16 protein-coding genes are annotated in these 20795 nt (G+C 70.2%); 8 read left to right on the top strand and 8 right to left on the bottom strand.

Features of this window, described 5'->3' with window-relative positions; translation table 11 throughout:
- Positions 1 to 147 precede the first annotated feature (147 nt).
- Positions 148 to 552 carry an RNA-binding S4 domain-containing protein gene (locus NG1_RS00260; protein WP_084498592.1) on the top strand — a complete coding sequence of 135 codons (405 nt, stop codon included), beginning with the start codon at positions 148 to 150 and terminating at the stop codon, positions 550 to 552.
- Between the two features lie 49 nt (positions 553 to 601).
- Here the strand turns inward: NG1_RS00260 and NG1_RS00255 are convergent, their stop codons facing one another.
- The 3 genes from NG1_RS00255 to NG1_RS00245 are packed head-to-tail and all read right to left on the bottom strand — an operon-like array spanning position 602 to position 7844.
- Positions 602 to 2482: a fatty acyl-AMP ligase gene (locus tag NG1_RS00255; RefSeq protein WP_062966762.1), complete on the bottom strand. Its 1881-nt coding sequence runs from the start codon at positions 2480 to 2482 to the stop codon at positions 602 to 604.
- Positions 2479 to 7551: a type I polyketide synthase gene (locus tag NG1_RS00250; protein WP_062966761.1), complete on the bottom strand. Its 5073-nt coding sequence runs from the start codon at positions 7549 to 7551 to the stop codon at positions 2479 to 2481. Before NG1_RS00250 ends, NG1_RS00255 begins: the two co-directional genes overlap by 4 nt.
- Positions 7548 to 7844: an acyl carrier protein gene (locus tag NG1_RS00245; protein WP_051175699.1), complete on the bottom strand. Its 297-nt coding sequence runs from the start codon at positions 7842 to 7844 to the stop codon at positions 7548 to 7550. The genes NG1_RS00250 and NG1_RS00245 overlap by 4 nt, the downstream gene beginning before the upstream one ends.
- Positions 7845 to 7996: 152 nt before the next feature.
- On the opposite strand from NG1_RS00245, the gene NG1_RS00240 reads away from it, so the two are divergent.
- Positions 7997 to 8968, top strand: coding sequence for an MBL fold metallo-hydrolase (locus tag NG1_RS00240; protein ID WP_245659732.1), 972 nt, complete (start codon positions 7997 to 7999; stop codon positions 8966 to 8968).
- A gap of 6 nt (positions 8969 to 8974) precedes the next feature.
- Here the strand turns inward: NG1_RS00240 and NG1_RS00235 are convergent, their stop codons facing one another.
- The gene (locus tag NG1_RS00235) at positions 8975 to 9952 is read right to left on the bottom strand and encodes an NAD(P)H-dependent flavin oxidoreductase (protein WP_084498590.1); all 978 of its coding nucleotides are present in this window, start codon (positions 9950 to 9952) and stop codon (positions 8975 to 8977) included.
- A 342-nt stretch (positions 9953 to 10294) separates the two neighbouring features.
- Here NG1_RS00235 and fadD5 point away from each other — a divergent pair, with 342 nt between their 5' ends.
- Complete coding sequence (fadD5, locus tag NG1_RS00230; RefSeq protein WP_062966776.1) at positions 10295 to 11866, top strand: fatty-acid--CoA ligase FadD5; 1572 nt, start codon at positions 10295 to 10297, stop codon at positions 11864 to 11866.
- 67 nt (positions 11867 to 11933) lie between these two features.
- The gene (locus tag NG1_RS00225; protein ID WP_062966759.1) at positions 11934 to 12536 is read left to right on the top strand and encodes a cysteine hydrolase family protein; all 603 of its coding nucleotides are present in this window, start codon (positions 11934 to 11936) and stop codon (positions 12534 to 12536) included.
- A gap of 129 nt (positions 12537 to 12665) precedes the next feature.
- On the opposite strand, the gene NG1_RS00220 is transcribed toward NG1_RS00225, so the two are convergent.
- Positions 12666 to 13241: a TetR/AcrR family transcriptional regulator gene (locus NG1_RS00220; RefSeq protein WP_062966757.1), complete on the bottom strand. Its 576-nt coding sequence runs from the start codon at positions 13239 to 13241 to the stop codon at positions 12666 to 12668.
- 98 nt (positions 13242 to 13339) lie between these two features.
- Between NG1_RS00220 and NG1_RS00215 the strand changes: the two genes are divergently transcribed.
- On the top strand, positions 13340 to 14035 hold the full coding sequence (locus tag NG1_RS00215) for a class I SAM-dependent methyltransferase (protein ID WP_063910224.1): 696 nt from the start codon (positions 13340 to 13342) through the stop codon (positions 14033 to 14035).
- Positions 14036 to 14062: 27 nt separating this feature from the next.
- Here the strand turns inward: NG1_RS00215 and NG1_RS00210 are convergent, their stop codons facing one another.
- Positions 14063 to 16435, bottom strand: coding sequence for a lysylphosphatidylglycerol synthase transmembrane domain-containing protein (locus tag NG1_RS00210; RefSeq protein WP_062966753.1), 2373 nt, complete (start codon positions 16433 to 16435; stop codon positions 14063 to 14065).
- 276 nt (positions 16436 to 16711) lie between these two features.
- Between NG1_RS00210 and NG1_RS00205 the strand changes: the two genes are divergently transcribed.
- Together NG1_RS00205 and NG1_RS00200 are read left to right on the top strand one after the other, a co-directional pair.
- Positions 16712 to 17611 carry a polysaccharide deacetylase family protein gene (locus tag NG1_RS00205; protein ID WP_062966751.1) on the top strand — a complete coding sequence of 300 codons (900 nt, stop codon included), beginning with the start codon at positions 16712 to 16714 and terminating at the stop codon, positions 17609 to 17611.
- Between the two features lie 20 nt (positions 17612 to 17631).
- Positions 17632 to 18501 carry an SDR family NAD(P)-dependent oxidoreductase gene (locus tag NG1_RS00200; RefSeq protein WP_062966749.1) on the top strand — a complete coding sequence of 290 codons (870 nt, stop codon included), beginning with the start codon at positions 17632 to 17634 and terminating at the stop codon, positions 18499 to 18501.
- 8 nt (positions 18502 to 18509) lie between these two features.
- On the opposite strand, the gene NG1_RS00195 is transcribed toward NG1_RS00200, so the two are convergent.
- Positions 18510 to 19280, bottom strand: coding sequence for an SDR family NAD(P)-dependent oxidoreductase (locus tag NG1_RS00195; RefSeq protein WP_245659731.1), 771 nt, complete (start codon positions 19278 to 19280; stop codon positions 18510 to 18512).
- Positions 19267 to 20061 carry a 2OG-Fe(II) oxygenase family protein gene (locus tag NG1_RS00190; RefSeq protein WP_062966745.1) on the bottom strand — a complete coding sequence of 265 codons (795 nt, stop codon included), beginning with the start codon at positions 20059 to 20061 and terminating at the stop codon, positions 19267 to 19269. The genes NG1_RS00195 and NG1_RS00190 overlap by 14 nt, the downstream gene beginning before the upstream one ends.
- 84 nt (positions 20062 to 20145) lie before the next feature.
- On the opposite strand from NG1_RS00190, the gene NG1_RS00185 reads away from it, so the two are divergent.
- Complete coding sequence (locus tag NG1_RS00185; protein WP_062966774.1) at positions 20146 to 20757, top strand: DUF459 domain-containing protein; 612 nt, start codon at positions 20146 to 20148, stop codon at positions 20755 to 20757.
- Positions 20758 to 20795: the final 38 nt, after the last annotated feature.

Below are 20795 nucleotides of genomic sequence, written 5' to 3'. Positions count from 1 at the left end.
GACATCGTCATCACCAACGGCGGCGGTCACGTCGGGATCTACGCGGGTGACAACAAGCTGCTGAACGCGGTGCAGTCGGGTACGCCGGTGTCCTACACACCGCTGCGCCCCGACATGGTGGTCACCGCACGCCGTATCGTCTGACGAGTGGCCCGCGCCGAATCCGGCATCCAGAGCACTGCGACCCAGGCCCGCGTCGACGCGTGGACCTGGGCGGTGCGCCTGTTCAAAACCAGATCCGCTGCCGCGGAGGCATGTCGCGGTGGGCACGTCCGGGTGAACGGCGCGACGGCCAAGCCCGCCCAACCCGTACGCCCCGGTGACGAGGTCCGCATCCGGGCCGGCGGTATCGAACGCATCGTCATCGTGGAGCGGATCGTCGCCAAGCGTGTCGGCGCTCCGATCGCCGCGCAATGCTTGATCGATCGCAGTCCGCCTCCTCCTCCGCGCGAGATAGTGGCGAGCCTGCCTCGTCGCGACCGCGGCGCTGGGCGGCCCACGAAGCGTGAGCGGCGCGAGACCGATCGCCTCATGGGCCGAGCCGATTCCTGACGAGCGCGTCCTCGTCAGGACCTTTTCGCTCCGCAAAGATTCGTCGGCTTCAGATCATGGCGACCGGCTGCAACCGACCTGCGAGGTAGCGGGCCCTGCACTCGCCGCGGCGGAGCTTGCCGCTGCTGGTCTTGGGAATCCGTCCCGGCTCCACGAGCAGCACCGCACCGGGCATCACCTCGTGGATGGACGCGACCGCGGTGCGGATGCGCCGGGCCAGGGCGAACAGTTCGATGGTCTCGCAGCCGCCGAGCGTGACGAGTTCGGCGACCACGACCAGGTCTTCGTGAAGCCCGTCGTCGTGCCCGAACGCCGTCACGTGGCCCGGCCGGACCTCCGGGGCGGATGCCTGCACCGTCGCCTCGATATCGGCGGGATAGTGATTTCGCCCGTCGACCACGATGACGTCTTTGCGGCGGCCCGCGATGTAGAGCTGCCCCTCGTGCTGGAATCCGAGGTCGCCGGTGCGCAGCCAGCGGGCTGCGCTCCCCGGCACGGTGGCGCCGAAGGTCTCCTCGGTGGCATCCGGCCTGCCGAAATACCCGTCGCACACATTGTCTCCGGCTACCCAGATCTCGCCGACGCGCCCGGCCGGCAGCACGGTCCCGGCCACCGGATCGACGATTCGCAGCTCCTGCCCGACGGGTGCGCCGCACCCGACCAGCGGCACGCCGTCCCGGTATCCCGGCGCTGCCTCGGGTAGCGCGACCACGCGTCCTTCGGCCAGCGCGGCCCGGTCGAAGTGCTGCCACACCGGGTCCTCGTGCTGGTCGCAGACGGTGACCGTGAGGGTGGCTTCGGCCAACCCGAAGCCAGGGGTGTGCGCGTGATGGCGGAAGCCGTATGGGCCGAAGGTCTCGGTGAATTCGGTGAGCGCGTCGGCGCGGACCGGTTCCGATCCGTTGAGCACGAGGTCGAGCCCGGACAGATCCAGCCCGGCCCGCTCGGCGGGGGTAGTGCCCGAGACCGCGAGCTTCAGGCCGAAATTGGGGCACCCCGTGGTACCGGCGCGGTAGTCGGAGATCGCGCGCAGCCAGCGGACTGGGCGCTTCACGAACTCCGCGGGCGCGAGCGTGATGCCGTGCACCCCCAGGAACAGCGGCAGCGAAAGGCCGAGAATCAAACCCATGTCGTGGAAGAACGGCAGCCAGGACACGACGGGCCGATCGTCCGCGACCGACACGGCATGCCCGAGCTGCGTCAACGCCGTGGCGAGGTTCTCGTGGGTGACCCGGACACCGGCGGGAGACTTGGTCGAGCCGGAGGTGTACTGCAAGTAGGCGAGTTCGTCGCCCACCGGGTCGATGACGGGCGCGGCCGCGAAGTCCACCACGGGCGAACCCGTGATCGAAGCGGCTGCACGCATGCCCGCCGTACCGGAAGTTGTCTGCGATGATTCCACCTGCCGAGCGACCGCATCCGCCGTCGCTAGCACCGGATGAGTGCTCGACAGAATCTGATCGGCCGAACCCCACTCCGCCACCGAGAGCGTCGCGGGCAAGGTGAGTATCCGGCCCAGCGCGGGACCGAGGATCGGCGCGGTGATCTCGTCCTGCGCCGAGAGCAGGCTGAGCGTGGGCCGGGCGTCGGCCAGGACGGCGTGCAGACGGTCGCGGTTGCGCGCGCCCGTGGCCGGGAACAGCGGCACCGCGACTCGATTGCTGTACAGGCAGGCGAGGAACGCCACCGCGTAGTCGATGCCATGGGCGCAGAGAAGGGCCACTCGGTCGCCGGGCGCGCTCTCCTGCCGTAGTCGCGCGGCCAGCGCGCCCGCCGCGGCGTGCAGACGGGCGTAGGTCAGCGTGACGGGCACCCGTTCCTGAACGCGGAAGCGCAGTTCGGTGAAGGCGGGCTCGTCCGGCCGGGTGGCTGCCCACGCGGCGATCGACGTCGCGAGGCCATTGCCCGCCGGGTGCGCGTCGTTGCTCACGAGGCGTCTCCGGAATCCGTGGCGACCCGCTCGAGCAGGGCCGCGCCGAGGGCGGTGATGGTGGGATGCTTGAACAACTCCGCGGTGGCGATCCGGATGCGCAGCCGCGATTCCAGAGTCCGTCGCATCTCGATCGCGAGCAGCGAGCTCAGCCCCAGTTCGTTGAAGTCGGCCGCGGGGTCGATGTGCTCGGCGGGCAGATCGAGCGTGCTCGCGAGGACCCTGCGGATGATCGTGGTGAGCGGTTCGGTCGGCTCCGGCGGCGCGGGCGTGCGCTCGGTCGCGGTGTGCCCGGTGGAAGCGGTGCTCGAATCCGGCGCTGTCGCCAGCAGATTCGCCAAGCGTACTGCGACCGGGGACGTGTCGGTCGTCGGGGTGTACTCCAGGGCGAGCAGGTACGGGCCGTCGTAGCGCAGGGCCTGGGACAGTACGGCGCTTCCGCGCCGCAGGTCGAACGCCCCGATGCCCGCGCGCCGCAGATGGGCCGCTCCGCCGGCGGCCGCGGCGAGGCCGGAATCCCACAGCCCCCAGCCGACGCTCAGAATCCGCCTGCCCGGATCACGCTGTGCCAGGGCGTCCATCGCCGCGTTGGCGGCGGCGTAGGCGGCCTGCCCCGGCGCCCCGAGCGCACCGGTGGCCGAGGAGAACAACAGGACGAAATCCGTGGCGTCGGGCGCGGTGAGCTCGATCAGATTGCCCGCCGCGGTGGATTTGGGCAGGAATGTCCTGGCCACCTGGCCGGTGGTGACCGCGTCGAATCCGGCGTCCTCCAGCACGCCCGCCGCGTGCACGACGCCGCGAATCGCGGAGTCGGAGGCCCGGATATCGCTGAGCGCGTTCGCCAGATCGTCCCGGTCGGCGGCGTCGCAGCGCACCACGACGATGCGGTCCTCCAAGCCGTCGAGCGGCGCGGGCACCGGGCGGGGCGCGCGGGTCAGCACCACCACGTCGCGCGCGCCTGCGTCGAGCAACCAGCGCACGGCGACCGAACCGAGTGTGCCGAGCCCGCCGGTGACGACGTAGGTTCCGTTCGCGTCGATGCCGGCGACCGGCAGGGCGCGCGCTCGCGCGGGCGCGAAGCGCCGCACCGCGACCTCGCCCGCCGACAGGCGCAGCTCGCCGGGAATCGCGCCGTCGGTAGCCGTCGCCAGACGGGTGAGCGGCGCCAAGTTCCTGAGGTCGGGGTCGGTCCAGATCAGCCGTACCGTCCGGCCCGTCTCGAGCTGGAGCGAGCGCACCAGCCCGGCGATCGCGGCGGGGACGATCGAGATCGGCGCGCCGGGCTCGTCGGGCCGTGAGCGCGCCGCCTCCAGCAGCGGCAGTACGACCGTCACGGACGCGGTGGCGGCGTGGGCGCAGACCAGTTGCAACAGTTCGAGGACGCGACTCGTCGCCGCGGCGGCGTTCTGGTCGTCGCTCCCGCCGGAGTCCGCGGGCCAGACGGCCACTACGGCGTGGCCGCCGCCGCGCCCGGTGAGGACCGCGGCGACGAGTGGGCTCGCGTCGTCCGGTTCGCGTGCGATCCGCTCGGTCGGCAGTTCGGCGTCCAGCGCGCGGGCGAGCCGTACCGCGAGATCCGAAGCACCCACCACCACCGCGCGCCGGACGAGACTTTCGGCCGCGTCGCCGATCCCGAGCGAGCCGGAATCGCGAGCTTGCCAAACCTCGTGACGGAAGGGCGCGGCCCGCGTTTCGTCGGCACGTACCGTGCGAAGTGCGCCGAGTTCCTCCTCCGCGCCGGGGTCGGCGTAACGGATGTGCACGCCCGAGAAGGCGAGACAGGGCACGCCGTGTTGGTCGGTCGCGATGACGTCCCCGACCAGTCCGGTGTCGCCGCGCTCCCGCACCAGCGCGTGCACCTCGAGCACGTGCCGATTCGGCTCGTGCGACAGCCAGGCCGAGTCGATGCCGATCGGCAGCGGAATCGATGCGGTGGGCAACTCGTCGAACACCGCCGCGGCGAGCACGTGCAGGCAGCCGTCCAGCGTTGCGGTGCGATGTAATTCAGCGGCGTCGAACAGGCCGAGCGCGCGTCCGGTACCCGCCGCGATACCGCGCAGCGTGCGAAATCGGGGACCGTACTCCAGCCGCCTGCGGCGCAATTCCTGGTAGAAAGCGCCGGTGGTGATGACGCGCATATGGTGGCGTGCGGCCCGGTTTGCGTCGACCACCCGCATCCATGCGACGATATCCGCGGGTGTGGGGTCACCGGCGGGCCGGGCCGAAGCCAGCGTCCCGGTGCCCGTGACCTCCGCCCGCACGCTTTCCTCCGCTCCCGGCCCGCGGTAGACGACCTCGGCCAGGACGGCCGGATCGGTTCGCTCGTGCACGGCGAAGTCGGCCAGTGCGGCCGTCCCGGCGGTGTCCCGGGCGAGGTGCAGCAGCCTGCGCAGCCAGAAGACGGCGGGGACGATGCCCTCGCCCTGCACCACGTGATGAGCGAGATCCTCGGCGTCGAACGCGGATTCGGGGACGTGCGCGCTCGCGGGCCCGGCGACCAGCAGCGGGAACTTACGCTTGCGCCACTGCCGCGGTGCGAGCGGGCCGAATGGACCGAGCGCGGACCAATCGACCGGCCGCCCCTCCAGGTACAGCCGCGCCAAGCCGGTGAGGAAGCCGCTCGCCTCGTCATCGCGCAGCGCCACGGCATGCGCGCCGTCGCGGAAGTCCGGATACTCCCGCACCGCCGGGAGCAGCAACGGATGCGGGCCGATCTCGACCACGGTCGAGATGCCGTCGCCCGCCGCGCGTTCCAAGGCGGCCGCCAATTCCACCGTGCCCGCCGCGTTCTCGGACCAGTAGTCGCGGTCCATCGCCGCCGTGGTGAGTTTCGTGCCGCGCCGCGCCGTCGAGTACACCGGTACGCGCGGCGTCCGGGCGGTGATCTCGGTCAACGCCGCGACGAAAGGCGCGAGCACGGTAACGACCTGCGGGCTGTGCGCGGCGAAATCGACCGCGAGCTTGCGCGCGAACATGTTGCGGCGCGTGGCCCGCCGCACCAGGGTGTCGACATAGCGTGGCGTGCCGGACACGACAACCGATCTCGGGCCGTTGACCGCGGCGATGGCCACCTCCGCCCGCATCGGCTCCACGAGTTTGGCCGCTTCGTCCGGGTGCGCCTCCAGCACCGCCATCGCGCCGTGCCCGTCCAGATGCGCCAGGGTCGCGCTGCGCAGCACCACCACGCGCGCCGCGTCCGCGACCGACAGCGCACCGCTCACCGCCGCCGCCGCGATCTCACCCAGGCTGTGCCCCGCCACCGCGTCGGGCCGAACTCCCCACGCCGCCAGCAGCTTCACCAGCGCCATCTGGAACACGAACAACGCGGGCTGCACGAGATCCGTGGCTTGCGTCTCGCCCGAGGGGGCGAAACCGTGGCGCGGTGTCCACACTCGCGGCCCGCCCGCCGCCACGATCGCGTCGGTCGTCTCGGCGAGCGCCGCGGCGAAGACCGGATACCGCGCCGCCAGCGCGCGGCCCATCTTCGGATGCTGGCCGCCTTGTCCGGAGAACAGGAACAACAGCCCGCCGCGGCGGCGGTTCGCCACGGGGCCGAGCGCCGCGCCTGCGTCGCCGCTTCCGAAAGCGCGCAGCCGGTGCACCGCGTCGGCGTGATCGTGCGCGAGGACCGCTGCCCGGGCCTGCTCGGGAAGCGATCGCGCCGCCGCCGAGGCGAACTCGGGCAGCGGCGGCCGCGCCTGGTCCAGCTCGACGGCCAGCCGCTGTGCGCGTTCGCGCAATTCCTCCTCGTCGCGTGCGGTGAGAGTCAGCAGAATCGGGAAGAGTTCGGCACGGTCGGAACGGGCGGGGTCGACGCCGCGGAGCACGATGTGCGCGATCGTGCCGCCGAATCCGAACGAGCTGACGCCCGCCACGCGCTCCGCAGCGGCCACCCGGCTCCAGTCCACCGGCTCGGTCGGCACCCGCAGGCCGCGCTCGGCCAAGTGCAGCAGTGGATGTTCGGCGTGGACGTTGATCGTCGGGGCGATCATCCCGTGGTGGATGGACAGCGCGGTCTTCACCATCCCGGTGACTCCGGCGGCGGCCTCCAGATGCCCGATGTTCGACTTCACCGAGCCGATCCAGATCGGATCGCCCGCGCTGTCGCCGAGCGCGGCGGCGAGCGCGCCGACTTCCACCGCGTCGCCCAACGGGGTACCGGTGCCGTGACATTCGATGTAGCCCGCGCGGCTCGGCGCGCTCCCGGCCCGCGACCAGGCGGTACGCAACGTCTCCTGCTGCGCGCGGCCGTTCGGCGCGTACAGGCCGTTCGAGCGCCCGTCCGACCCGACGGCGCTTCCGACGATCTCCGCGTAGACCCGGTTGCCCTCGCGCACCGCGTCAGAACTGCGTTGCAGCACCACCACGGCGCAGCCGTCGCCGCGGGTGTAGCCGTCGGCGGTGACGTCGAACGGCGCCGACCGCCCGCCGGGCGACAGGAACCCGCCCTCGGCCAGGTAGTTCGAGGTGTGCTCCAGCAAGACGAGATTGACGCCGCCCACGATGGCGAACGGGACCGTGCCGTCGGCGAGCAGCCGGACGGCGAGGTCCACCGCGGCGAGCGAGGACGAGCAGGCGCTGTCGAGCACCAGGCTCGGCCCGTGCAGATCGAGCACGTACGACAGCCGGTTGGCGATGATGCTGAGCGCGGACCCGGTCACCGCGTAGGGCGCGTCGTGGCCCGCGCGCCCGAGTACGGCGATGCCGTGGTCGTACCCCGAAGCGCCGAAGACGACGGCTGCCCCGGAACCCCGTACGCGATAGCCGATCCCGGCGTCGTCGATCGCCTCGACCGCGACCTCCAGCGCGAGCCGCTGCTGCGGGTCCATGAGCGCGGCCTCGCGGTCGGAGATGGCGAACCAGTCGTTGTCGAAGGACTCGACGTCATCGAGGTACCCGCCGTGGCGGGAGCCCAGCCGCCCTGCGGGCGGTGTGGACGTGGCGTCCCGGCCCTCGATCAGCAGCCGCCAGAACTCGGCGGCGCTCGCCGCTCCGGGCAGTCGGCAGCCGATGCCGATGACCGAGACGGGGGGATGCGAGCCGGCGGGGTCGGTGGGCGCGCCGCTCATCGCATCGCGAGATACTCGACAAGCTGTTCGATATCCGGATGGTCGTAGATCGCGGTCAGCGGAACCTCGACTCCCATGGCGTCTTCGAGATGGGCGGTCAGCCTCGCGAGTTGACTGGAACCGAGGCCGAGATCGGTGAAGGGCGAACTGGTCGACACCGCGGCGGCGTCGACGCCTAGTAGATCCGCGACAGCCAGGACGGCGGCGCACGTGAGCGCGGTGCGCCGGCTATAGCCGAGCGAACCCTCGTTCTCCTGTGCGCCACTGTGCCCGTCCGGAAGACTGGGCCGCATCGCGTCCTCCCTCCCCGTCTCCCCGGCTGCTGTTACCCACTCGAGATCGGTACCCCCGCGATTATGCCGGAGAAATCGTCCTGAGCAAGGTCGCATATCCGCTGCCAGCCCGGCTCTTTCGCGAACCGGCGATGATCGCATACCGTGGCACCGTGACCGAACCGGACAGCGGTGCCGCCACCCGCGCCGAGCGCACACCGACTCTGCCCGTCCTGCTGCGCTGCTGTGCCGCGCTCGCGGCCACGCCGGGCCGGTTGTTGCGGCCGCGCCGCCCCGACACCACCCTGCTGGCGAACCTCGAGGTGCTGCCGCCGCCCCCCGCGAGCGCCATGGTCGGGCTGACCGTGCTGACCCAGGCCACGATGTCCGCGCCGACCACCATCGTGGCCGAGGGCGTGCGCAGCCTACGGGAGATGCGGCTGTCGATGGCGGCGTTCCTGGTCGAGCACCCGAAGGCGCGTTTCCTGGTCGATCCGGCCCTGTGCGCGGGCGTGCACGAACGCGTGCTGCCCGAACTTCCCTTCCCGGTGCCGCTGCTCGTCGCGCCGGACAAGCCGGTGCTCGGTCTGGCCGACGCGCTCGCCGCGCACGACGTGGCGGGCGAGGACATCGATTTCGTGGTGCCGACCCACCTGCACTGGGACCATGTCTCCGGCCTGCTCGAGTTGCCCGCATCGGTCGAGATCCGGTTGCCGGGAGCCGAGTACGACTGGGCGATGGGCGGCCCGCACGCGCCCGCGGGTGTGGCGCGCGGCCCGCTGCGTGGACGCGGCTTCGACCGCTTCGACCTCGACGGCCCGCCGGTGCTGACCTTCCCGCGCAGCAAGGACCTGTTCGGCGACGGTTCGGTGCTGTTGGTCGATCTCGCGGGCCACACGCCGGGCAGCATCGGTGTGCTGCTGGCGGTGGACGACGGCAGCCGGGTGCTGCTCGCGGGCGACGCCGTCTGGAGCAAGTTGCAGGTCGATCTGCTGCGGGAGAAGGCGCCGATGCCCGGCAAGCTGTTCGACGCCGACCGGGACGCCGCCTTCGCCACCATCCACCGCCTGCACGCGCTGCCCGACGGCATCGAACTCGTCGCGAGCCACGACTACGCGGCCGTCACCGCCCGCGCGGCCAGGTAACCCCGGTCAGCCGACCACCACGGTTTCGGCGAGGCGCGCCGTGATCAGCTGCTCGGCCTCGGTGACCATCCGGCCGATCAGGTCGGCGCAGGTCGGGATGTCGTGGATCAAGCCCTGGCACAGGCCGACCGACCAGATGCCCGCGTCCAGATCGCCCTCTTCGAACACCCGGCGGCCGCGCGCTCCCGCGACCAGATCCCGCACGTCGTCGAAGGTGCCGCCGGACTTCTCGATCTCGACGACCTTGCGGCTGATCTCGTTGTCCGCCACCCGCGCCGTGTTGCGCATGGTGCGGAAGATGAGCTGGGTGTCGCGCTCGGAGTTCGCGACGATCTTCTCCTTGACCTTCTGATCGATCGAGGACTCCTGCGTGCACAGGAACCGGGTGCCCATGTTGACGCCGTCCGCGCCGAGGGCGAGGGCGGCGACCAGGCCGCGGGCGTCGGCGATCCCGCCGGAGGCGATCATCGGGATGGTCAGTTCGCGGGCGGCGGCGGGGATGAGTACCAGGCCGGGAACGTCGTCCTCGCCGGGATGGCCCGCGCACTCGAAGCCGTCGATGCTCACCCCGTCCACACCGATCCGCTCGGCCTTCAGCGCGTGCCGCACGCTGGTGCACTTGTGCAGCACCTTGATGCCCGCGTCCTTGTAGTAGGGCAGGAACGGCTCCGGGTTGCTACCCGCCGTCTCGACGATCTTGATGCCGCTGTCGATGATCGCCTGCACGTATTCCGCGTACGGCGGCGGGTTGATCGACGGCAGGATGGTCACGTTCACGCCGAACGGCTTGTCGGTCAGCTCCTTGGTGCGCGCGATCTCGCGGCGCAGGTCGTCGGGGGTCGGCTGGGTCAGGGCCGTGATGAAGCCGAGCCCGCCCGCGTTGGCGACCGCCGCGACGAGTTCGGCCCGCCCCACCCACATCATGCCGCCCTGCACGATCGGGTGCTCCACTCCGAACTTCTCGGTGAACCTGGTCCGCAGCATTGCGCTTCTCCTATACCTCGCGCGGGCGTGCCGGTTCGCCCGTTGGGGTCGATGGTGACACGAGGATCGCCTCGCGTTCAACTCATAAGTGAGCCGAGGTTCGCATATTTGATGATCTTTTCCGGCATTGTCCGCGCGGTGCCGCGACTTGCGATGAGTTCGTATAGCCTGCTAGAAGGCGCGCCGCCGGGCTAGGCCCCCGAGCCGGGCTGATTAACCCAGATTCATCTCGCAATCCCTTGCCGGTCGTTTAAGTTAGTTGCTATTCTGCACGCGATTCAGCCCGTCGCCGCCGTCGGACAACCCGGCGGGCCGATGACGGTCCGAGAGGAGTTCGTGGCAATGACCACCGGGGCAGCAGCGCTCGACGAACCGATCAGGTCGCGGCGCAACCACTGGAACAACCAGCTCGCCGTGCACGCGCAGATGCGCCCGGACGCGGTCGCGCTGCGATTCCGTGGCGTGGACACCACCTGGCGGCAGTTGCACGAGCGGTCGCTGAAGTTCGCCGACGGATTGGCCCGCCGGGGCGTCGGGTTCGGTGACCGGGTGCTGATCCTGGCGCTGAACTACCCGGAGTACCTCGAAGCCGTGTTCGGCATCAACGCGCTCGGCGCGATCGCGGTGCCGGTCAACTTCCGCCTGACGCCGCCGGAGGTCGCCTACATCGTCAGCGACAGCGGAGCCAAGGCGGTCGTCACCGACACCGTGTTGCAGCCGCTGGCCACCGCCGTGCAGGCGCAGGCTCCCACCCTGGAGACCTGCGTGGTGATCGGCGGCGCGTCCGGCGACGGCGTGATCGGCTTCGACGACCTGCTCGCCGAGCCGGGTGAGCCGCACACCCCGCTGGACATCGCCGAGGACACCCCCAGCCTCATCATGTACACCTCGGGCACCACCGGCAGCCCGAAAGGCGCGGTGCTGACCCACGCGAACATGAACGCCCAGGCGCTGACCTGCATCCGGGCGCTGGCGTTGCAGCCGGAGTCGATCGGGCTGTGCACCTCGCCGCTGTTCCACATCGCGGGCCTCGGCAGTCTCGCCCCGGCGTTCCTGCTCGGCGCGAAGACGGTGCTGCATCCGCTCGGCGCCTTCGACGCCGGTGAGTTCCTGGACGCGCTGGAGCAGGAGCAGGCCACCTCCGCCTTCTGCGTACCCGCCCAGTGGCAGCTGGTCTGCGACCACCCGACGGTGAAGGATCGCAAGCTCGCGCTGGAGGCGCTCAGCTGGGGCGCGGCGCCCGCCTCGGACACCGTGCTGCGCGCGATGGCGGAGTGCTTCCCGAACGCGTTCAACGTCGCGGTGTTCGGGCAGACGGAGATGTCGCCGATCACTTGCGTGCTGGAGGGCAAGGACGCGATCCGCAAGCTCGGCTCGGTCGGCAAGCCCATCCCGACCATTCAGGCGCGCATCGTCGACGACGAGATGAACGACGTCGCACCCGGTGAGGTCGGCGAGATCGTCTACCGCGGCCCGACGCTCATGCAGGGTTACTGGAACAAGCCGGAGGCCACCGCCGAGGCGTTCGCGGGCGGCTGGTTCCACTCCGGCGACCTGGTCCGCCAGGACGAAGAGGGCTTCATCTACGTGGTCGACCGCAAGAAGGACATGATCATCTCCGGCGGAGAGAACATCTACTGCGCCGAGGTGGAGAACGTCCTGTTCGCGCACCCGAAGATCCGCGAGGCGGCGGTGGTCGGCCGCACGCACGAGAAGTGGGGCGAGGTGCCGGTCGCGGTGGTCGCGCTGCACAACCCGGACGACGAGTTGACCCTGGCCGAGCTGGAGCCGTTCCTCAACGAGAACCTGGCGCGCTACAAGCACCCCAAGGACCTGGTGCTGCTGGCCGAGCTGCCGCGCAACGCGAGCGGCAAGGTGGTGAAAGTCCAGCTGCGCAAGGATTATTCGTCCTGAGCGCGCGGTGTGTTCGTTTCACGTGAATCGGACGATTTACCCGGGCGCGGATGCGTAAGGTCGTCGTATGGCGACCCGACGCATCCGCGCCGCCGTGCTGGCGCTGCACTGGCAAGTGAATGTCATTCGGCCGGAAGGTTTTTTCGGCCCGATGCTGGCCGCGCCCGTGGCAACCTCGGGCGTGGTGGCGCGGGCGGCGGATTTCCACACCGCGGCGCTGGCGGCGCGAATCCCGGTGATCTTCACCCGGTTCACCATCCCGGTCGGGGAAGGCGAGCTGGTGCGCAACACCGGATTCATGCGCTCGGTCGGCGCGGCGCAGACCGAGTTCCGGCCGGATTCGCCCGGCGCGGCGATCATTCCGGAGATGGCGGCGCAGCCGACGGAAGTCTTCGACAACCAGAAGCTGTCCGGCCTCGCGGGCAGCAAACTGCCGGAGTGGCTGGCGGATCAGGGTATCGAGACGCTTTTCGTCACGGGCGTCGCGACCAATCTCACCGTCGAGCAGACCGCGCGTCACGGCACCGATCTCGGGTTCACCGTGCACCCGGTGGCCGACTGCGTGGCCGCCGCCTCCCCGGAAGCGCACGAAGCCGCACTGGCCAACCTCGAACTCGTCACCGCGGGCAGCGTCCGGGCCGTGGAGGCGCTGGAGCGGGCCGGTCGCTGAGACAACCGGCTACCTTTCGTCGGGGGGATCAAATACAGCCGCCGTACACCTGGTCGCCCGGGGGCGACCAGACCCTTGCTCGCGCTGCTGCCGGGGCCGAGCACGCGTGACCGGAACGCGTGATCCGGCTCAGTCGCGGGCCTGCTCGGTCAACCCGTGTCCGATCAGGCCGATCACACGTCTGTAAGCGTCCTCGGCCGAGAGCGGTGGGTGCCCCTCCGCGATGGCGCCGAGCAGGCCGACGACGCCCCAGGACAGGAACGTCACGGTGGTCGCGAACTCGTCCTCCGGCATCGCCAGCCGGTCGCGCAGCCGCTCGGCGAGGATCTGCGCGACCATCACCCGGGTGGTGCGCAGCAGCACGGTGCCGCTCTTGCGGCCGAGCAGAGCCCGGTAGATCTCCGGATTACCCGCGGCCAGTTCGAACAGGGTACGAACCGGCGCCAGCAGGTCGGGCGCTTCGGTGTCCGTCTCGGCCGCCGCCAGGGCCGCGCGCAGGTAATCGGTGCTGCTGCGCAACAGCAGATCGTCTTTGTCCCGGTAGTGCGCGTAGAACGTCGACCGCCCGACGTCCGCGCGAGCCAGGATGTCGCGGACGGTGATCCGGTCGTAAGCGCGCTCGACCATGAGTTCGATCAGCGCCCGATGCAGCAGGGCTCTGGTGCGCCGGACCCGGCGATCGGCGCTGTCCTGTTCTTCCGGCACGATGCCTCCCGCACAAATGTCTCGTATGCGTCCGGTTCCGGACGGATCCCGGGGCATTGCCCCTGGTCGGCGGTGCGTTCTGGGCCGATCCTGAACTCATGTCCGGAAACGAACCCCAGTCTGCCATCACTTCGCACGCCGAGGTCGGCGTCCTGCTCACCCAACCGCGCCGCTACCGCGCGTTCAAGGCCGCTTTCCTGCTCGACCGGGGAGATCGCCTGAACGGCCGCCTCGCCGAACTGGCCCGCCCGGCGCCCGGCGCGCACGTCGTCGATATCGGTTGCGGCCCGGGCGACCTCGCGCTGATGCTGGCGCGCCGCACCGGCCAGGTCATCGGCGTCGACCCGTCGCCGCAGATGATCGACTACGCCACCGCGCGCTCCCGCGACGTGGCGAACTGTCGATTCGAACTCGGTACCGCGCAGGCGCTTCCCTTGCCCGACGCGTCCGCGGACCTGGTGACCTCGACGTTCGCGATGCACCACATCCCCGCCCCGCGCCGAAGCGACGCCGTCGCGCAGATGTTCCGAGTGCTGCGACCCGGGGGCCGGCTCTTGCTCGCCGACACCTATCCGACCGACCCGTTGCGCTCCGCCGCCGTGCGCGTCATGGCGCGGTTCGCGGCCCACCGCACCCACGACACCGACCACGACCACGACCACGACCACGGTGATCCCATGGCCGGAGTAGATATCCGCCGATACCGGGACATGCTGCGCGTGAATGGATTCGAGGACGTCGAGTTCGTTACGGTGCGCCCCGCGACCGGCGTCCTGCTGGCCACCAAGCCGTAGGAAGTCCGTCCGTCGGCGAAGGTAGGCCTAGATCAAGTCCTGCTTCGTCAGCCAGCGCATGGTGGCCCAGCCGCAGAACACCGGAAGCCAGCAGGTGATCACGCGGTAGAGCAGCACCGAGGGCACCGCGATGTCGGCGGGCAGGCCGAACGCGGCCAGACCACCGATCAGCGCGGCCTCGACCGCGCCGACACCGCCCGGGGTCGGCGCGGCCGAGGCCAGCGTGCCGCCGATCATGGTGACGATGGTGACGGTGATGAACGTGGTGCCGCCGCCGAACGCCTCGACGCTGGCCCAGAGCGCGCCGGCGAGGCCGAGGGTGATCGCCGCGCAGCCGAGGACGATCACCGCCGAGCGCCTGGGGTCGCGGGCGAGCACGGCCAGCTCGCCGAGCACTTCCTGCAGTTGCGGGCGCACCGCGTTGTTCAGCCACCGGCGCAGTTTCGGCACGAACATGAACGTGCCGACGATGCCGACCCCGACGCCGGCGAGCAGATACAGCACCGTCGCGTCCGGGACGAAGTGCGAGAGATCCGTCGAGGTACCCGCCAAGATGCTGAACGCGAGCAGCAGGCTGACGTGCGTCATCACCTGCACCGCCTGTTGCAGCGCCACCGCGGCGGTGGCGCGCACCGCGCCGACGCCACCCTTTTGCAGGAAGCGGACGCTCAGCGCGAGCCCACCGACCCGCGCGGGCGTGGTCGTCGCGGCGAAAGTATTGGCGATCTGCATGATCACCAGATTGCGGAAGCTCACCGCGCCGGACGCGCAAGCCCACAGCGCCGCCGCCGCGCCGACATAGGTCAACGCCGAGACCGCGAGCCCCAGCAGCGCCCACCACCAGTTCGCCGTCCGCAGCTGGGTGAAGAAGGTCGGCACCGCGCTGATGAACGGGTAGGCGACGTACACCAGCGCGATCAGCAGAACCAGCTGGATGATCTGGTTACGGGAGAACCGGGTGATCTGCTCGGCTTCGATCCGATTCTGCCCGGTTTGTTTGCGCACCTCGTCGCGGGCGGCGGAGAGCGCGGCCTTCCAGTCCGGCACCGCCTTGCGGATCCCGGTCGGTACGGCGGATTTGGTCAACCGGCTGGCCGCGGCGAGCACCCGCGCTTCGCCGAGGGTGTCGATCGCCGCGCACACCGCGGGCTCCTTGCCGAAAGTCGCGGTGGTGGTCACCAGCAACTGGGCGATATCGGATTGCAATTGCGCGTCCGACGCTCCGTACTCGGCGTTGCCGAAGCCGCCGAACAACGTGACGCCGTCCTCCACGCGGATGTCGATCGGCCGCAGGTCGCCGTGCGAGATCCGCTTCTGATGCAAGGTGTCGAGGGCTCGCCACACCCCGGGCAGCGCGTCGGCGGACCGATCGGTGATCGGCACGCCCCGGGGCCGGGTGTGCGCGTACAACATCCAGCCGCGGGAGAGCGCGGCGACCGCGACGGGCGTACTGCTGCCCAATTCCAGGTCGCCCACGGCGATCGTCATGAGGGCGCGATGCTCGACCACGCGGTGCATGGAACCGTGGATGGCCGCGGTCTCGCTGGAGCGGAATGTCAACCAGCGCCACAACTGCCGCAGCGCGCCGAAGCTGCGCTGGTTCTTGCCGAACATCTCGATGGTCAGTTCGCGTTCCGGCCCTTCGACGGCGGCGGCGAGCATCAACGGCCCCCGGCCCGCCGGATGCACCACGGTGAATCGGGTGACCGTATGACCGCGTCCGGCGAGCACCCGGACGGCCGCGTCGAGGGGGACCTCCAGCGCAGGAGTGCCCACCACGAGCACGATCACCGCGCCGACCAGCCAGCCGACCGCCAGTCCGAACATCGCCCGCGCGGGCACCACGGTGCTGACCACGAGATGGATCGGCGCGAACGCCAGCAGCAGGAACCACAGCCAGCGCCGCGGCCGGACGGGCAGCCACGGGCTGGCGACGGTGAGCATCGCGGCGATCATCGCGATCCAGCGCGGATCGTCCAGGAACTGGGACAAGAAGGTGTCCAACCGGTCCGGTACCTGCAGATGCCATTTCGGCGCGGACAGCCCGGTGCCGGTGATGGACAGCAGCAGTCCCGCGACCGCACCGGCCGCCGCGTAACCGGCGAGCAGCTTCCACTGCCTGCCGATGATCAGTTCGATCAGGATCGCGAACGGCAGCGCGAGAATCGCCATGCCGTAGACCAGATACACCAGGTTCGACTGGTCCGGATTGAGGAAACCGACGATGTTGGAGACCGAGCGTTCCAGCGCCAGCCATTCCGGGCGGGTGATCAGCGATGCCGCGATCACGACCGCCACCCACAGCGCCGCGAGAACGACGCGAATGATGTCGCTCGTCCGCCGGATCAGCGGCTGTAGCAGGTTGCCCGTGACCGGGATCTCCCGCCCGTCCACTCGCATGCTGTTCCGCCTCTCCGGGTCTTCAGGCCGTACTGTTCAGGTGGCGCAGGATTGCGTGCAGGTCCTGCGTGGGGTGCCACTCCTGTTCTGTGCGTGCCCGGCGAGTTACCCATGTGCGTACGAAATCAGTTGCCGCGTTCGCTGCACGATACCGGCCGACGCACGGCGTGAACTCGGCAGAACCCAGCCGCTGTCGGGATCGATGAGGCGCTGTGCCGGACATCACTCGAGATCGAGGTTGATCCTCACACTAGTGTCAAGTTCGAGCATGAGGGCATGGACAACGAACTCTTCGGCTACAGCCCGATCGTCGACCGCCCGCCGCTGCGCTGGCCCGGCAATGCCCGGGTGGCGTTCTATCTCGGGCTCAATGTCGAGCACTACCAGGTGGACCGTTCGTCCACGAGCATCTTCCCCGGCACCGCCGGGCTCGCGCCCGACCCGCTGAACTACGGGTGGCGCGACTACGGGCCGCGCGTCGGCATCTGGCGGGTGATCGAGGTGCTCGACCGGCACGGCATCCGGGCCAGCGTGTTGCTCAACTCGGATGTGGCCGAACACTATCCCCAGATCGTGGCGGCGGGGGTGCGGCGGAACTGGGCGTGGCTCGCGCACGGGAAGAACAACTCGATCTTCCAGGCCGACCTTCCGCCGGACGAGGAGCGCGCCTACCTCGCCGACGTGGTCACGACGATCGAACGAGCGACCGGCCGCAGGCCGCGTGGCTGGATGGGACCGGCGCTCACCGAGTCGTTCCTGACCCCGTCGCTGCTGGCCGAACTCGGCCTCGGCTACGTACTCGACTGGACCAACGACGACCAGCCCTATCCCCTGTCGGTGCCCGGCCTGCTCAGCGTCCCCTACTCGGTGGAACTCAACGACAACACGCTGTTCCTGGGCAAGGCCACCAGCGGACCGGACTTCGTGCGGATCGTGCGCGATCAGCTCGACCAGCTCTACGCGGAGTCGGCAGGCAGCGGGCGTGTCATGGCGCTGGCCCTGCACCCGTTCGTGATCGGGCAGGCGTTCCGGATCAAGTACCTGGATCAAGCGCTCGACTACGTGGCCGACCACCCGGGGGTGTGGCTGACCACCAGCGACGAGATCGCCGAGCACTACGCGGGCGCGTCGATGCTTGCCGAATACGCGCGAGCCGAAGACTATCGGGTCACCTAAACGATGCTCGGGAGGCAGCGATGACAGCGCAGGGCCAGGTACACGACAACGACCTCACCGGAAAGACGGTGGTGGTGACCGGCGCGAGTTCCGGCATCGGCGCCGCCGCGGCACAGCGGCTCGCCGCGCGCGGCGCAAGCGTCGCGGTGGTCGGCCGATCACCGGAGCGGACCGCCGAGGTGGCCGCGAAGGCAGGGGCGGAGCCGTTCGTCGCCGACTTCGCCCGGCTCGACGACGTGCGCAAGCTGGCCGACCAGCTGCTCGACCGGTATCCCGGGATCGACGTGCTGGCCAACAACGCGGGCGGCGCGTGGCCCAAGCGGATGGTCACCGACGACGGCAACGAACTCACCTTCCAGGTCAATCACCTGGCGCCGTTCCTGCTCACCAACCTGCTGCTGGAGCGCTTGGCCCACTCGCGGGCGCGGGTGGTGAACACCGCGAGCATGACCTACCGGATGGCCAAGCTGGACCTGGACACGGCCAACGCGGCGACGGGCTCGTTCAACCAGCTCGGCGCGTACGGCGCGTCGAAACTGGCGAATATCCTGTTCACCCGGGAACTGGCCCGCCGTACCGAGGGCACCGGGATCACCACCGCGGCCTTCCATCCCGGCGCGGTCGCCACCCACGTCTACGACAACGCCCCGTTCGGTCTCGGCCGGTTGATCCGGTCGCCGCTGGCGCGCCCGTTCTTCATCCAACCGGACAAGGGCGCGCAGCCGCTGGTGCACCTCGCCACCACCGCCGACGGCGCGGCGATCAACGGGAAGTACTTCCACCGGTTCGAGCTGGAGCCGCCGAGCAACAAGCAGGCGGTCGACGCCGATCTCGCGCGACGACTGTGGACGCTGTCCGAGCAGGCCACCGGGCTGACGCCGAGCGAATAGGCCCGCCCTTACGGCTCGGCGTCGGTGAGCCGCAGGGACAGGCCGTCCACCGGCTCCGGCTCGACGCCGACCCCGTACACCCCACCGGACCGGTCGCCAGCGTCGAGTTCGACGATGGCCCGCGCGACTTGCTCGGTGGGGACCAGGACGGGAAAAGTGTTGGGCGCGATGGCATTCACCCGCACGCCGAACTCGGCGAACTCGGCGGCGAGATTGCGGGTCAGCTGGTTGAGCGCGGCTTTCGACGCGGAGTACAAAGTCTGTCCCGGGTAGACCTCCGAGCCGGAGATGCTCGAGACGTTGACGATGTTCCGGTTGCGCGCGCGATTCTCGGGTCCCGCGTGCAACCAGCACCGCTGCGCCAGCCGCGCCGAAAGACGCAGTGGTACGGCGACGTTCAATGCGAAGTGGGCATCGAAGTCGTCCAGCGCCGCATCGCCGTCGACGATGCCGCGCGGGTGCAGCCGGACGTGCGCCGCGTTGTTCACCAGCAGGTCGACCCGGCCGAACCGGGCCAGCGCCAAGTCGACCACTCGTTCCACTTCACCCGGCTGGGTCAGGTCGGATCGGACCACGAACACGCGGGAATCGTTCTCCGGCAACGCGGCGTCCGGCGCCAGCGGATCGACGTACCACTCCAGCTGTGACGGCACCGCGGGAGTGCGGGTGCGGCACACGGCGAGGATGTCGTAGCCGCGATGGTAGGCCTGGCAGAAGGCGTCGCCCAGCGTGCCGCTCGCGCCGGTGAGCAGGCAGACGCGGCGTTCACCAGTGGACAATCTTGTCTCCTCCCCAGCGCCGTTCGGCATCCGCCTTGGTGCGATGCACCCACATCACCACACTGTTGCGGTCTCTGAGGTTGTTGCCCGCGAACGTGTGCCAGCTGCGCGGGGTCACCTCGAACAGCACGAGCGAATTGTCCAGCGGCGGCACGAGGGCGACCGACGGTAGCTCGGCTCCGTCGCCGACGTGTTCGTACAGTGCGGTCTCGCCGCCGTCGCCCGGCTCCCACCTCGGATTGCCCAGATAGAACAGCACCGCTACGGCGCGCACGGTCTCGCGCGCGGCGACGCCCGGATCGCGCGCTCCGGTCTTGGTGTGGACGGTGCCGTCGGGCAGGCGCACTTCGCCGGGACCGGGCGGTGGCCCGGGGAACCAGGCCGGGTTGAGGTCGTTGTGCGGCCAGCCGAACGGGCTGCCCGGTCCGTGATGGTGAATCGACCCTTCGACGTCGCCGGTGGCCTCGACGCCGCCGAGCCGGGCGACCAAGTCGTGCCACTCGCGCGAGGCGAACACCGCGAGCGGTCCGCCGCGCAGGTCGGAGAACCGGATTCCGTCGGCGCTGTAACCATCGGAGACGGCCGCGAACAGGCCGGGGCGCTCCCCGCGAAGCCGCTCGAACTCGTCGGCCAACCGCTGGTAGAACTCGGGAACGAAGACGTCGCGGGCGTAGACGTGCGGGAACGGGAGACTGCGCCGGACCCAGCGCCGGTGGGCGAACAGCTCCGCGAACCACTGCGGAACCGGCGGTGTCGCAAGCTCCGGCTCGGTTGTCACCATTACTCCCTCCCGGTCGAACCTCCGTGATCATATTGCCCGCACCCGGCATTCGCGGGCCGGTCTCCGCGCTGCCAGGATCAGGTGGTGAGCCGTGATGTGCGTGTGTGTTTCGTCGGGGATTCGTTCGTCGCCGGTGTCGGCGACCCGGCTTGCCTCGGCTGGGCGGGCAGGCTCGCGTCCGATGCGCACGCGCAGGATGTCGCGCTGACCGCCTACAACCTAGGGGTCCGCAGGGAGACCTCGGCCGCGATCCTGCGGCGCTTCCGAGCCGAATGCGCGCCCCGCCTGCCGGAGGGCGCGGACGCGAGGGTGGTGCTGTCGTTCGGCGTGAACGACGCCATGCACGAGAACGGCGGTCCGCAGGTGCCCCCTGACGAGTCGGTGGCCAATCTGGGCGAACTGCTCGCGCAGGCGGCCGAGCGACGGTGGCCGGTGCTGATGGTCGCCCCGCCGCCGATCGCGGACGACGAGCACAATGCCCGCACCGCCGCGCTGGACAAGCGATTCGCGCAGGTCTGCGCCCGATCGGAGGTGCCGTACGTACGCGTGCACCAGCCGCTGCGCGCCAGCGCGGTGTGGGCCGCCGAGGTCCGCGCGGGCGATGGGGCGCATCCGGGGGCCGCGGGTTACGACGAACTCTCGGCACTCATCGCCCCGCAGTGGCGCGCGTGGTTGGCGACGTCTCCGGCTGTCTGAGACAAAGGGTGGCGCGACGGCCCGATCCTTCCATATAT

The sequence above is a fragment of the Nocardia gamkensis NBRC 108242 genome (assembly GCF_001612985.1).
Lineage (GTDB): Bacteria > Actinomycetota > Actinomycetes > Mycobacteriales > Mycobacteriaceae > Nocardia > Nocardia gamkensis.
The sequence above is the reverse complement of the archived record's forward strand: the minus strand, read 5'-3'. Positions and strand labels throughout refer to the sequence as shown.